The organism is Methylorubrum sp. Q1 (assembly GCF_004683995.1).
GTDB lineage: Bacteria > Pseudomonadota > Alphaproteobacteria > Rhizobiales > Beijerinckiaceae > Methylobacterium.
This window is the reverse complement of sequence record NZ_SRHQ01000005.1, coordinates 208908-222963: the sequence shown is the minus strand read 5'-3', so window position 1 is coordinate 222963 and position 14056 is coordinate 208908. Positions and strand designations below refer to the sequence as shown.

11 protein-coding genes are annotated in these 14056 nt (G+C 68.9%); 3 read left to right on the top strand and 8 right to left on the bottom strand.

The window, feature by feature from the left end:
* Positions 1–78: 78 nt before the first annotated feature.
* The gene (locus E4V01_RS07430) at positions 79–420 is read right to left on the bottom strand and encodes a hypothetical protein (protein ID WP_135297895.1); all 342 of its coding nucleotides are present in this window, start codon (positions 418–420) and stop codon (positions 79–81) included.
* Between the two features lie 272 nt (positions 421–692).
* A complete protein-coding gene (locus E4V01_RS07425; protein WP_135297894.1) occupies positions 693–1247 on the bottom strand; it encodes a metallophosphoesterase in 555 nt (184 codons plus the stop codon).
* 640 nt (positions 1248–1887) lie between these two features.
* On the opposite strand from E4V01_RS07425, the gene E4V01_RS07420 reads away from it, so the two are divergent.
* Positions 1888–3321 (top strand): hypothetical protein, encoded by a 1434-nt coding sequence (locus tag E4V01_RS07420; RefSeq protein WP_135297893.1) that lies wholly within the window; start codon positions 1888–1890, stop codon positions 3319–3321.
* Between the two features lie 40 nt (positions 3322–3361).
* Here the strand turns inward: E4V01_RS07420 and E4V01_RS07415 are convergent, their stop codons facing one another.
* From E4V01_RS07415 to E4V01_RS07395, 5 genes are all read right to left on the bottom strand, one after another.
* Positions 3362–5452, bottom strand: a complete 2091-nt coding sequence (locus tag E4V01_RS07415; protein ID WP_135297892.1) for a hypothetical protein — start codon at positions 5450–5452, stop codon at positions 3362–3364.
* 4 nt (positions 5453–5456) lie between these two features.
* The gene (locus tag E4V01_RS07410) at positions 5457–7403 is read right to left on the bottom strand and encodes a hypothetical protein (RefSeq protein WP_135297891.1); all 1947 of its coding nucleotides are present in this window, start codon (positions 7401–7403) and stop codon (positions 5457–5459) included.
* Positions 7403–8035: a hypothetical protein gene (locus tag E4V01_RS07405; protein WP_135297890.1), complete on the bottom strand. Its 633-nt coding sequence runs from the start codon at positions 8033–8035 to the stop codon at positions 7403–7405. Before E4V01_RS07405 ends, E4V01_RS07410 begins: the two co-directional genes overlap by 1 nt.
* A 94-nt stretch (positions 8036–8129) precedes the next feature.
* A complete protein-coding gene (locus E4V01_RS07400; protein WP_135297889.1) occupies positions 8130–9626 on the bottom strand; it encodes a DUF2235 domain-containing protein in 1497 nt (498 codons plus the stop codon).
* A gap of 38 nt (positions 9627–9664) precedes the next feature.
* A complete protein-coding gene (locus E4V01_RS07395; protein WP_245517449.1) occupies positions 9665–10420 on the bottom strand; it encodes a toll/interleukin-1 receptor domain-containing protein in 756 nt (251 codons plus the stop codon).
* Between the two features lie 374 nt (positions 10421–10794).
* Between E4V01_RS07395 and E4V01_RS07390 the strand changes: the two genes are divergently transcribed.
* Together E4V01_RS07390 and E4V01_RS07385 are read left to right on the top strand one after the other, a co-directional pair.
* A complete protein-coding gene (locus E4V01_RS07390; RefSeq protein WP_135297888.1) occupies positions 10795–11787 on the top strand; it encodes a GSU2403 family nucleotidyltransferase fold protein in 993 nt (330 codons plus the stop codon).
* A gap of 319 nt (positions 11788–12106) precedes the next feature.
* Complete coding sequence (locus E4V01_RS07385; RefSeq protein WP_193763155.1) at positions 12107–12799, top strand: DNA-binding protein; 693 nt, start codon at positions 12107–12109, stop codon at positions 12797–12799.
* A gap of 222 nt (positions 12800–13021) precedes the next feature.
* Here E4V01_RS07385 and E4V01_RS07380 read toward each other — a convergent pair whose 3' ends face one another.
* Positions 13022–13696 carry a Crp/Fnr family transcriptional regulator gene (locus E4V01_RS07380; RefSeq protein ID WP_091945232.1) on the bottom strand — a complete coding sequence of 225 codons (675 nt, stop codon included), beginning with the start codon at positions 13694–13696 and terminating at the stop codon, positions 13022–13024.
* Between the last annotated feature and the right edge of the window lie 360 nt (positions 13697–14056).

Here is a 14056-nt window from a genome sequence, read left to right as displayed (position 1 = left end):
GGAAGATGGCCCGCGGCGTGCGGTATCGGTTTCAAGCTGTCGGGCATGAGGTGCTCCTCGGATGATCCGCTTGCGGGGTCAGTCGCGTTCGCCGGGGTCCCAGCCGTCGAAGTCGACCCGGCGGGCCGTCGCGGAGACCCTGACGCCGGGGCCGGCCGGTGCGGTCCGCTCCCTCAGGCGGCGGGCTTGCCGCTCGGACTCCTCCATCGCGGCCCTGCCGAGGGCGACGAGGACGGCGGCGACGACCCGAGCGAAGCCGGTCTCGCCGTAGGTGGCATGGCAGCCGCTCAGGCGCCGGAAGATCTCTCCGACTTGGCGGGCGGGATCTTCGGTGTCGGGCGGTGGCGCGGTGAAGGATTGGGAAGGTGTACGGCCGGATGCGGTACGGGCGTCGGAATGGTCGGAGATGACGTCGGTCAAGGCAGCCTCTCTCGGGGCTGCCGGACGCCAAACGTCGGTCAGGCCCCCTGCAGGGCGTGGTGGGAAAGCGAGGTTCGGCCGGCGGCCGGCGCTATCCGTATGAGGCGCAGGAGATGGAACACTGAGGTCTCGCGATGGGACGGACGACCGCCCAGGGATGGAACAAACTGGCAACCGAAGCCGACTTCGTCAAGCCGGTATAGGTCGGGGGAGCAACACTCGGGCCTCGCCACGCCGGAGTCCCGTTTGCGCCCAGAACTGGCGGAAAGCGTTCACCGTACGCCAGCCGCGGCCTGGGCGTTCTCAGCCAGCCGGGTCCGGATCTCATCGATGGTAACGGGTCGGAAGCCGAAGCAATCGACGCCGACGTCGGTGCTGGCCGCGGTGCCCGGCAGCGTGCCGTGGGAATGCCCGTAGAGGTGCAGGTCGCCGCGGTGAATGCGCGGCCAGACGCGGTGGGCGTAGTGGCTCAGCCAAACGCCCTGGGGCGTGCCGTCCGGTTGCTGGACGACGACCCGCGCGACGTCGACGACATCGTCCCAGGGCAGGCGGGCGCCGATCTTGTCGTGGTTGCCGCGCACGAGGAAACGGCGGCGGCCTCTTAGGCGGCCGAACACGGAGCGGGCGTAGTCCTCGCTGCAGCGGTAGCAGAAGTCGCCGAGGTGCCAGACGGTGTCCTCGGGGCGAACCGCGGCGTTCCAATTCGCGATCAGCGTCTCGTCGTGCTCCTCGATGGAGGCGAACGGGCGGCGCGTGGACATCCGTTCGCCCACCAGGGCCCGGTGTCCGAAATGGTGGTCGCTCGAAAATAGGGTTCTGGAGGGCATCGGAGCCTCGCGGAATGCGGAGGCTCGGCACGCGGCGGCACTCCGGGGTCAGTCAGTTGGGTGCTGGTCTGCGGGTTTCATGGCGTTGACTCCTGAGGGGCGGCGACCCTGTCGCGAGTGTGGTGCCTACGCAAGCCTGGACCTCGGGGATCCACAGATGCACGGCACCTGAACGGTGCCCACGAGGGGAATGACTACGGCGAATGCGACTCCGGCAGCGGGTATCGGGTAGCGGCACTCGATACCTCTTGCACGACGGACACGGGCGTGCGGGGGCCTCAATCTAGGCCCAGGTCCCACAGGTCGGGATGGCCGGTGACGGCTTGAATGAGACGCAGGCAACCCCGCGCGCGCCTCACCCAAGGGTAGGCGACCACGGCGAGGTGGTTGAGCCGGACCGCAACGGCGGTGAGGCGATTTCGGAGCGAGGCTGGGGTCGACATGAAGAGGTCCGCATGAGGCCGCTGGGGCCGATGCGGTGATGGTCCAGCCGAGAGCGTGGCCAGTTCCAGGCCACGCTAAGCCAAACACGCTGTCGTCTTTATGCCAATCTGCGCAATCGGGCTTATGGCATATTCTTAATGCGGTCGGTCGCGTCGAGCCGCATGCTCCCTGTCATCGAATGGCGAGGAGCCCAACCATGACGAACGATGTCGCCGGAACCGTGAAGGCAATGATGGACCGTGTCCTGGGGAGCACCAGCCCGGCCGCCTTGCTGGCCTTGGCCGCCGAGATGACGAAGCCGAAAAGCGGCTGGAAGGGGCCGCGCAAGCTGTCCCGGGACCAGGCGCTGGCGGCGACGCGCACCGTGACGTCGATGTTGCGGCGCTTCGGACTACAGCCAACGAAGGTGCTGGTGGGCGCCGGGCGCGCGAGCCAGCCGAGCGCCACGGGCCGCTTCTACCTAACGGACGTGGAGATGGCCGGCGGCGAAGTCACGAAACGGCTCTCGACCGGCATCGGCGCCCACGTGGACCACGTGAAGGCCATCGCGCGCCACGCCCGCCAGAAAGGGCATGCGGCCGACGAGGGAGCGTTGCTCGCCGAATTGGCCGAGGCGGTCGGGGCCTTCCTGGAGCAGTTCCGCGCCGAGCCGGAGCTCGACCCCGACGCGGAGCTTGCCGGGGACATCAACCGGGTCGCGGATCACCTTTCAAACCCCGGACGCCGTTTCGAGCTTTCCCGGTTCTTCCCCGAGGCGCGCCGGCTGGAGCTCGGGTTCGACGACAAGGCTGGCGAGATGGTCTTCCACGGGCCGACCGCTTCCATGCACGATGGCGGCAACACGCCGGTCGTCCCGCTGCTGACCCGGATGGTGGGGCACGCCGAGGCGAGCGTGTCCCGGGGCGAATGGGAGGACGGCGAGGAGAACGCGCTGTTCTTTGCCCGCCCCAAGCTGACGCCCCTGGGCCGCACGCACTGCGCGATCTGCCAGGATGTCGGTCTTGGCGTGATCGCCGACCCAGACCGCCGCGGCGGTCTGAGGATGGTCTTCACGCTCGATCCGGTGACCTACGTCGGCGAGCCCGGCCTGACCGCCGAGGGCGACGCCTGGGACAAGGCCGGGTACGCGCGGTTCCTACGGTTCGGCGCCTACCCGACCCCGGGCGACATCGACCGCCTCGGCGAGGGCGGGCTGTTCTTCGAGGCGACCGCGCCGGACAGGTACGATTGCGGGGAGTTCAGGGCCTTCTACGAGCGGGTGGTCGCTGAGTGGGAGCCCGGCGACGAGGACCGTCTCTGGTCGCGCCGGTACCTGCCGGTGACGCCCGAGACAAGCCGGATGCTCCTGGTCGACGATGACAGGACAGCGTTCGACATCTGGCGCTCCTTCGCCGAAATCCCTGAGCGGACGGTCCTGCCGCGGGACGCGGAAGACGATGCCGGCGTCGTGTCGAGGACCGTACGGGCAAGGTTCGCGGCTTTGCTCTACGCCGAGGCCGAGCCCTCGGTCGCGGGTCTCCTTGAGGTCGAGGCGGAGCGGCGGACCCTCGCGCTCGACGCGTTCCTCATGAAGTCGGCGACCGGCCTGCGCCGCCGGAAGCTGGAGTTCAGGGCCCGCATGCGGCGTTGACCCCGCCGAGGACGCGTCACCTGTCCGCTGATCGGTCGGACTAGGTGCCGACGCCGGGTGTCCCGTCGGTCTTGCGTTGTCCGCGGCGGTTCGCCGGCCGGGGCGCGGCGACCTTGGTGGTCGTCCCGCCCTTCTTGGGAGCATTGGCTTTCGCGGCCGGCTTGCCGGCTCGCTTGGCCGCCGTCCTCGCCTTGGAGATCCTGCGGACGGCCTCCGCCGTGGCCGTACTCGGATCGACCCTCCGTGCCGGCACCTTCACGACCAGAACTCCCCGGGTTGTGCCGTTCCGCAGAAGGTCGCCGACCTCCGTCCGGTAGAGCGTCCTAAAGTGCTCCGACAAGCCGTCCCGGGTTGTCAGGTCCAGGACCAGGAGTATCCCGATGGGGATGTTGGTGTTCTGGTAGAGGGTGGTCTGCGCCCCGTAGGAGGCGATCAGGTTCTCAAACGACGCATCTTCCTCCTCCCGCTTGATCTCGGTGATGAACCGGATGCCCTCGAATTGGTGCATGACGTCGGCCCGTCCCGCCGCGATGCCTCGAACCTCATCCACCGAGCCGAGCATCGAGGTTTGCCAGAACCGCATGAAGTCCTGCTGAAGGAACTTCTCCAGGGGGTTTGGCTCCCCCTCTCGAATGAAGAGGTAGCTGACGGTCGGGTCGACGCCAGGACTCGGGTCCATACGGCTCTTGAGGAACAGCAGCGTCTTGACCACGACCGCCCGCACGAAAACCCTGACGTTCGGGTTGTCGAAATACGGGAGACCCTCGAAGGCGTGCAGGACGGTCTGAACCGCCTCCATGACGGGCGGTGTTATTTGCTTGAACTCGACGTAGTTCACGTCGGCGATGACATCCCGGAGGAACCTCTCTTGGAGCTCGTACGGCTCTTTGCCCTGCTCAAGGACGGCGGCGACCGTGGGGCCATCGGCCGCCGCCCCACGAGGGTCCGGGTCGTCCCCCCTGCCCAGGGCCGCATCGGTCCTGGCGATCAACTCCGCCGCGGCCGTGCCGAGCTCCGAGGCGCCCCGGGCCTTGAGCCAGCCCCTCAAGGCGTAGAGCTGGCCTCGATGCCGGGCGTAGTAGCCCTCGATCCGAGGACGGACCAGCCAATCGAGGCCACCGTCATCCGACCGTCGGAAGAGGGTTCGGTTCGCCGAGTAGACGGCGAGCAACTCGTTCTCGATGATGTGCGTCGCGTTCCACCATGCCGGCTCGTCGAGGCTGGGGGCGAGCGACCCGAGCCTGACCGCCAGCGAGGCCCAGGCCGAGACCTCCGCCTCCTTGGCTCCGTTTAGGAAGTCCTCCGCCTGTACCGAATAGGCCGAGTAGGCAAACGCCTCCCGCCGGAGCTCCTCCAGGCGTTCCGTCCACCCGTCGACGCGTTCCTCGAAGAAGTCGTCGAGCAACCCAACCGCCAGCGACAGCACGCGGGCGTCGGCCCGCGCCTCCCGGCCTGCTGCGGAGGCGTCGAACCGTTCCCGCGCCTCGCGCAGTCGTGCCAGGACATCGCCTCCGGAAGCCGCCTGGAGGGCGCGTCCAACCCGTTCCATGCCGAGTTCGAACGACGCCTCGTCGGCGGCACCGGCGACGTCGAGCAGGTCTCTGAGGAACTCGACGAGCGCCTCGTTCGGGCTCTCGGCATGCAGCAGCCCCGCGATCCGCGCGGCGTGCGCCAGGAACGCGGGTTCGTCGTCGACGACGCAATCGGCGATGAACGCCGCCAGGCGGAGGGAACGTCGGGCGCTCTGCCGCTTGGTGAGGAGGGCGCCCCGCAAGGCGGCCGTCCGCGCGCTCGTGGCGGCTTGGCGATCCCGAGCCAGTTCGAGCCAGCGCCCGAACCAGGTGGCCTCGACCGCCTCGGGCAGGGGCGGCCGCTCGGCCACCATGTCGACGAGCGAGTTGATGCCGATGTCGCTGTCGAGACGCTCGACGACGTCGCGCGAGAAGGCCTGGACGTCGGGGTCGCCGAGGTCGGCCTCGTCGAGGACCAGCGCCATGTACTCGGGCGCGAAGTGCGAACGCGCGACGCCGTCCGCCGAGGCGAGGATCGCGGCTAGACCGCCAAACTCCGCGGCCACGGGCGTCCGGCCGTCGCAGAGCGCCGCTTCCATCCTGGCGTCGAGTGCCTGCACGGTCTCACCAAAGGTACTTGTCCCCCTCAGCGTACAGCAGGCGCTCGCGAGGCACATGCCCCAGGATGGTCTCGCTGCTGGCGGCGGTCACAAACACCTGCAGGTGCGGGATTTCGCGGGCTACCTCGGCCAGTCCGGCGATCAGGTTGGAGTAGTCGCGGTCCACCATCTCGTTCGAGCCGGGGGAATCGATCAGCAGCAACCCGGGATGGCGACCGAGGCCACGCCGCTCCGCCACCTTGATGATGGCGAGGGTGGCGGCGATCTTGAGGCGCGCCTTCTCGCCGTCGGTCTGCGTCCCGAACCAGGCCGTTCCGCCGTTCTTACGCATCCTGAGGTTCGTGTTGCCGAGGAGCTTCGCCTCCTCAAGGCTCTCGACCCCGAACCGGACCGCATAGTCCTTGATCAGGACGGACACCTCGTCGAGCAGTTCGTCCTGCAGGGGCTTGAAGGCCGCCTGGGTCACCTTCTCGGCGACCTTGAGAACCTGCTGATCGTCGGCGTCGCCCGAAGGCTGCGCCTCGTCGACGCCGAGCTCCTCCCGGCGCGCTTCCATCCTCGCAAGTTCCAGTTCCAACGGATAGGCCGAGGACGGTTCGGCGAGGGCCGCTTCGAGGCTCCGTGCCGTCGCCTCGGCCCCGCGCATGTCGGCCCGGGCCGCGTCCATGGCCTCCGTGAGCGCCGCCTTGCGGCGGTCCTGCGACGTCAGTCTCGACTCCGCGTCCGCCACGGCGTCCTTCAGACCAGCCTCGCGCTGGGCCGGGTTGCCTTCGGACTGCTCAAGAGTGCCGCAAACCACGCAAGTGTGGTCCTGATGGTTGGCTTGCTTGCGTTCCTCGTCGAACACCTCGTCGCAGCGAGGGCAGCAGACCGGGTCCAACGAACGGAACACCGTCTTGGCCGCCCGGCCTTCCTTGAACTCGCGCAGGTCCCTTCGAGCGGCGTCGTAGGCGTGCTTCGCGGCCTCCCGGTCCTCGGACGCCACGGCCATGGAGCGCACCGCCGAACGAAGGCGACCCTGAGCCTCCGCGAACCGGCGGTTCGCCTCCGCTAGGTCGGCCCGCTGACCCTCGGCGCTCGGCAGTCCCTTCAGCTTGCGGCGCAGGCCGGCAATCTCGTCGTCGATTTCCTCGATCCTCGTCTTGCGGCGCCCCCGCGTGCGCTCAAGCTCCGCGGCCGCCTGGCGCGCCTCGATCTCGATCCTGGTCTTGGCCGCCTGGACGTCGTTGACAGCGTTCGTCCACGGCACGCCGAGGTACATCTGCATCATGCGCGAGCCGAGCGCCTGGTAGCTGCCGAACAGGTTCTCGGGAGCCGGCTCGATCACCATCGCCCCCGACAGCCAGACCCAATCGTGGGGCTGGTCGACGCCCTTGTCCCCGCGGTCGGCGTGGGTGACGAGCATCTGGAGCCCCAGTTGGCCCATGAAGAAGCCCGACATCACGGCTTCGAAGCCCTCGTCGGACGCGAACGTATCCAGCCCGTGGCGATTGCCGCCCTCGATGCGCCAGAGCGTGCCGACCTGTTCGACGGCGTCGGCGACCTCGACCTCGTAGGCTTGACCGTCGAGGGTGAAGGCCATCGTCAGCGTATGGAAGGTCTCCGCGAACTCGGTGGGGATGCCTTTCCCGCGGCGTCCCGTCAGGCCCCAACGCATCAGCCCCAGGAGGGTGGTCTTTCCCCGGAAATTCCGGTCGCTGATGATCGCCCGGAGGCCCGGGGCAAGGTCCCGCCACTCGAAGTTCACCGGCCCGGGCGCCGTCTCGCCCCTCTTCTCGCCCGTGAAGGCGATGGACGTGACGCACAGGTGCTTCGGCACGGCGATGGACGGCTTGTATGCGACCCCGTGCCTCGCGAGGATGGAGCGGACGTCCTCGACGCTCCGACCCGCCTTCTCGGCGATCTTCGTCAGCAAGGTGGTCGCGTCGGTCGGCTTGCCGTCGTCGGCCATCAAGCATCCCCTCTCAGTCGCTCAAGCCGCTTCCTGACCCGCTCGGCCGTGGTCGGGATCAGGTCGCCGGCCGCCGCGTCGTGGTATTCCTTCTGCCGGTGCTGGCAGGCCTTGAGGGCATAGCCCCCGCGGCCCCCGGCGACGCCCAGCACGAGGTCGACGCGGCGATCGTACCACCCGAGCTCCGGAAGGGCGGCCACCGCCTCCTCCAGCAACGCGGGCGCCCGTTCGCCGACGAGGAAGTCGTGCTCGTCGTTGCCCGTCTCCATCTGGCGGGAGCGGGGTAGGACGAGACCGCGAAGCTTGAGGATGCCGAGTACCGTGTCGAGCGGCTCGTAGGCACCGAAATACCGGCGCAGCATCGGCACGCGGCGCAGGTCGGGCTCCTCGTCGGCGAAGATCCGCCCCGCCTCGTCCAGGTGCGCCCGATCCCGCGTCGCCTCGTAGAGGGTCAGCAGTTCGTCTGCCAGGTAGTCGGGATAGCGCATCCAGAAATCGAGCGCCTGGACCTTGGTCTCGCCCCGGAAAACCCGGTCGTAACCCTCGACGGGCTCGCCCGTGTAGGGCCGGCTGCCCCGCACCAGGATGAAGAGAATGCGTAGGGCATTCCGATGATAGTCGACCTTCGCCATTCCACGGGGGCCGTTCAGGCTGTTCGAGCGAGGGGGTGCCGAATCGGCCAGTCAAGCTTACACCCTTCGGGGCGTGCCGGTGGCCGTCCCGTGGTCATGCGAGCTTCGTGGTCGGCGATTCGCCCGGTGCCTGTGCCCCCGGATAGCCGCCCTTGAACTCGTGATGGCCTGCGAGCGCCTGCGGCCTGTATGGCCCCCTGCCGGCGCATTGGGTCACCTCAGCCAGCCCGAAACGCTGCCGAACGCTCGGATGGACAAGGGCGTCCTCCTGGATCTCGCGGACCTTCACCGGCCAGCCAAGCCATCCCAGACGACGGGACAGCCATCCCGGGAACAGCCCGGCGATGATGTCGTGCATCCCGGCGACCTCGCAGTGCTGCATGCCGTCGAAGGCCGGGTGCAGGTGCAGTCGCCCCGTGCCGGGCTTCCCGGGCTCCATCCCGTCGACGATCAGCGGATCGGGGATCTTGGTCGCCTGGCCGACCATCCAGTCCAGGGCGATGTCCGAGAGCCGGCTTTCGGCCTCGGGATAGCTCCCCCCGATGTCGGAGTGGTTGCCCGCGAACCACATCTGGACGAGCGGATCGGGTTCGCCCACGACCTTCTTCCGTACGCCGTCCCGGCTGCCCCACTTGACCCTAGGAAAGTCGGCGCGGGTCTCGTCGATGGCGAGGGCGTGCCGGGCATATCCGACGTGGCCGCTGAGGAGTTGGTCGTAGTTCCCGGAGCGCCACTGGGCGATGTGCCGGCGCGTCTTCCCGTTCACCGGGGAATTGGTGATGGTCTTGACCGCTGTCGGAAGCCAACGCCACAGGACGACGGCCCCGATCAGCGCCAGGCTGACGCCGAAGGGGCGCCAATAGCCGGTCCCGAACGCCAGGTCGGAGAGGACGGCGGGCACTGCGGCAACCAGCGCGGCCAGGATCGTCAGGCCGGCCGCGATGCCCCACCACTTTGGTCCGGTGGCGCCGAGCGATGCTACGGTGTCGAACACGCCGATGAAGTGGGGCGCCACGTTCGACGAGAGGTCGTCGCCCGATCCGTAGTTCCGCCGGAACCGCCTCGCGAGCTCGAACCGGTCCTTCTCGTAGTCGCCGCCCCGCGGCGAGCCTGCCCCGTACTCGTAGACCTTCATCACCGCCTCGTCGGCGATATCCCGGGTCGCCTTGCGGAAGCGCGGCAGGAACCCCTTCGGCGTGGTCGTCGGCACCCCGCACAGGAACAGGACGTTGGCGACGCAGCGGGCCGTATAGGCGCCCCGGCTGAAGCCCACGAGGAAGATGCGGTCCCCCGGCTCGTAGTGATTGATGATGAACTCGTAGCAATCGGCGATATTCCTGGTGATGCCCAGGCCCGTCACCGAGGACAGCAGCTTCAGCAGCCGGCGGTACGCGCCTGTGAACCCCCTCGCGCCCGCGTCCGTCCCGAGACCCGCGTCGTAGAAGGCGACCTGATCGCGCGGATCGATCCCGCTGTCCGGCCCGACCCGGCAGACGCGGTAGAGCTTGTACACGTTGCTCAGCCGCTGCTCCTCGCGAAGCCCGCCTTCCTGCCCCGTGCCGTCCGAGAAGACGACGATGTTCTTCGGCATGCCCCACCCGACCGTCGCGGCCGGCCCCCGATCCGTTCCTACCCCGCCGCGCGGCCCCGCGCCGGCCGCTTGACCTGGACCGCCCGCGCGGCGGGCCGTCCCTTCGTCGAGGCCTTCAGGCCGCCCTTGGCGGGGGCGGGCCGCTTCTCGGCCACGGGCGCCGCGGCGGATGGCGTCGCCTTTGCGGGTCTGGCGGGGACCGCCTCCGGAAGCGCGGCTCGCACGGCCTTGACGGCGCCCTTGATGCCCTCGGCCACGTTGGCGAAGGCGTGGTCCATCGACCGCCAGTCGCTCACGGCCTTCCCATCGCGCGGAAGCACCTTGAGGTCGGATGCCCCGGTATCCTTCCAAGCGCACGGTCGGACGATGACGACCACCACCCGCATGGAACCCCTGGCCCGCCGGCCCATGGCCCGCCGATACTCCATCTGGCACCAGTGGCTGGCAATGTATTCCGGGCTCATCAGCGCGACGAAGACATCCGCCGCACGCAGCTTGCGCGAGATCTCGGTGTTCAGCTTGTCGCCGGCTTCCATCTCGCCGTCGAACCAGATCTCGACCTCGTCCCGCCGCAACTGGGCCAGGTGAACCTGGAGCTTCGCCTGCTGGACGGTGTTCGCGTGGCAGTAGGAGACGAAGATCCGCACCGTCGCCTTCCTGGGCTTCGGCGCCGTGGCCTTCGTGTGCGCAGAGGCGCGTGCGGTCGGCTTCGCCCCGGTGGCGGGCGGCTTCGCCTTCGCGGTCCTCTTCGCTGGTTTCGCGGTCACGGCAGCCCCCTCGAACGCGGCGGCCAAGTTCGGGACTCAAGTCTTATGGCCCCGTTTTGTTCCGCTCCGTCCAGGTCTTCGGACCCGCGTCCCCACGTCCGCCCTGGGCGGTGGGCGTCGGCCGCGACGGTCGAGGCTCTCGCGCACGACGTGGGCGTCGCACCGATGTTCTCGGGAGGCGGCCGGGATCGGCCGTCCGCCACGGGATCGGCGTGCTGGCGCGGCGGCTGGTCGGCGACCGCCGCCATGGCCGACCCCGGACCTCCGCCTTGCGGCCTACGACGGGCGCAATCGGGGCACCGGACCGGCAATCGGCTATCCTCTGACCACTCAAGCCGTTGCAATCGAACAGTTTGTCATTCATTTTGGCAAAATTCGGATTTTGAATGACAAGCGCGACGATGGCAGCCTTCTCGGACGAGCAGCTCCGCTGCGCGGCGAACCTCGAACCCCACTACGAGAATTGGCTGGACGCGGCCCGCGCGAAGGCCGCCTTGCCCTACGGCATGAGGTGGGCGACGCGGGACGGCAAGGAATACCTCTACGAGGCGCTGGACCGGAAGGGCAACGCCAAGAGCCTCGGGCGGCGGGACGAGGGGACCGAGGCCACCTACCGGTCCTACGTCGAGGCGAAGGAAGCCTGCGAGGAGCGGCTGGCCCGGAGCCGGGCCACCCTCGCCGAGACGTGCAGCATGTACCGGGCCCTGCGCCTGCCCCAGGTCGCCTCCAAGGCCGCCGCGATCCTGCGCGAGGCCGATCTCCGCCGACTGCTCGGCTCCCATCTCCTGGTCGTAGGCACGAACGCGATGCCGGCCTACGCCCTGGAGGCCGGCGGCGCCATCGACGCCCCCGACCAGACCGACGACTTCGACATGGCATGGACCGGCGAGGCGACGCAGGCGAGCGTCATCTGGCCCATGCTCAAGGCGGTCGACGACACCTACACCGTCAACACCGAGAAGACCTTCCAGGCCCGGAACGCATCGGCCTACGAGGTCGAGTTCCTCGCCGCCCCGTCACGGACCGCCGGCATCCACCGCCTGGACCAACCCAAGCCGGTCCCCCTCGACGAACAGGAATGGCTGCTGCCGGGCACGCGGGTCACCCGGGTCGTGGTCGGCCTCGACGGCTCGCCGGCGCGCATCGTCGCCCCGGACCCGCGCTGGTTCGCGCTGCAGAAACTCTGGATGGCCGAGCAGCCCAAGCGCAACCCGCTCAAGCGTCCCAAGGACGCCAAGCAGGGTACCGCCCTGCTGACGGCGGTGGCCGACAGGATGCCCCAGTACCCGCTCGGAGAGGAGTTCGCCGCGTCCCTGCCGGGCGAACTGGAACCGTATTTCGAGGCGTGGCGGGCGACGCGCGACTCCTCGCTCCCGGCGGAGCCGGCTTGGTGACCCGGTCCGCCGGGCCGCCGGATGCACGCCGGGTCACGCAGTCGTTCCCCGACCCGGCCCATCCGTCACGCGCTCCGAGGGCCGCCCGCAAATCGTACCTCCATCAGGGCCGAAAGGCCCGCCCGTAGGTACGATCATCAGCGACGCGCCGGGATGCCCCGGCACCCGAGGACGCCGAATTCGCTCGTGCGCGAGGGGGTATCGGGTAGCGCTATCCGATACCCTCCCGCGGAGTCGCGTTTTCACGCTCCCGCGGGGCCCTCCCGAAGCCTCCGCTTAACCCGGACCGGGCATGCTCCCCGCTCACCCGGGAGCGCCCATGCCGTCCGAGTCCCTCGTCTTCCACGTCGCCGACGCCCTGCTCGCCAGGGGCGAGCGGCCCAGCCTGCGCAAGATGCGCGAGAACCTCCCAAACGGCGGCTCGCCGCGTGAGGTCTGCAAGCACCTGCGCGCCTGGCGAAAGAAGCGCGGCTACGACCCGAAGCTCGAACCCACCGACATGTCGAAGGCGATGAAGGCCGCCGGCCAGGCGCTGGCCATGGACCTCTGGAAGCAGGCCAAGCGCGAGGCCACCCAGGCCTTCTCCCGCGAGCGGGAGGCCGCCGCGGCCATGGCGACCGACGACAAGCACGACCGCGAGCACCTGCTCGGGATGATCGAGACGCTCCAGGCCGAGAACGCCGCGCTCGTCGCCCGGGCGGGGGCCGCCGAGACGGAGACGTCCCGCGTCCTCGCCCGTCTCCAGAAGGTCGAGTACCAGCTCGACCGCTTCCGGGCCGAGGAGTTCTGGGACCGCGTCATGCAGGAGATAGCCGAGGTGCTCGTCGAGCGGGGACCCCTGACGCCTACCGAGATCCTGCCGGAGCTCAGAGCTGTGACGCTCCGCGGCGCCACCTTGCACAAGGAGCCGCTTACCCCCGGGACCCTCAAGAAGAAGATGGACGTGCGGGTGTCGTTCGGGCGCTACTTCGAGCCTCGCGACGAGGGACGCTACGCCCGCCGGGCCGGATGACGCGCGGATGCCCAGCCAGGGTGCCAAGCGCCTCGTGTCGGTCGTCGCCCTGGCCGATGGGTACCAAGCTGTACTGGCAGTATGTGGCTAAGCATGCGGCGGTACCGTGATGCTCCTGCAATTCGTCGCGGCAAGCGTTGCCGCTCCTCAGAAGTGACCGTCTCGTCGACGGGGTCCGTTCCACCGTTCCCTGGTGGTGCTCGGAGAACCGGACCCCGTCGACTAATGCAGGCGGTTGGAGGCCAGGGCCGCGCGGTCAGCGATCTCGACCTGACCGCGCCGCAGGATCACGAGACCGGCCTCGGCCCATTGCGCCAGGATGCGGCTGACGACCTCGCGGACGCTGCCCACGTCGGCGGCGAGTTGCTGGTGGGTCTTGTGGACGACGCCGTCGGGGCCGGCCTCCGTGAGGAGCCGGCGCGCGAGCCTTTGCTCCAGCGGCGCGAAAGCCACCTCCTCGATCAGCGTGAACATGCTCGCCATGAGCCTGGAATAGTCATCGAGGACGAAGCTTCGAAACTCCGGGCTCTCCGCCATCAACTGCTGGAACGTCGAGGCCGGGATCGCCGCCAGTTCGGTGCGCTCCTCCGCGATGCTCTCGGCAGGGAAGCCCCCGCCGGCCAACAGGCACTGGGTGGTGAGCACGCATGTCCCGCCCGCGCCGACCTTGTAGATCAGCACCTCGCGCCCGCCCTCCGACATGCGGAACACACGGGTCCGACCGTCGATGCACATGAGGTAGTTCGCGCAGGCGCCATCGAGCTCGTATGCGACAGCGCCGGCTTCGAGGACGGGGAAGTGCACCGTGCCGCGCGCGATCTGCAGGTGGGCGGCGGAGAAGCCCTTGATGAGGGGGAAGCGCTCGATCCAGCGCTCGACCTGATGGTTGTCCGGCATATGTGACGTCCGCCTGTCGCCGGCGCGATGCATGACCGCCCGGTCGTTCTTGGAAGTTTCTCCCGCCGTTCCAGGCCGGTGTTACCTGAGGTCACCGGCTCGTTCGGCCTCCCCAGCATAACATTTCCCGCGAGGTCCCATAAGCCGATCACCGGGACGCAAAACCAAGCCGTCCCAGGGCACCTCGACGCACGAAGACCTACGCCGTCGGCGTCCGAACCCCGTCTGCCTTGCGAGGCGACCTCCCTCCTGAACCCGCCGCTGTTCCCGAGGGAATCGTGAGCGGCTGCCGACTTGCGTGACCCAGGTCACCGACGCCCGGCCGGATTGTGGCTACCGTCTCCTCAATCGGACCTGCGA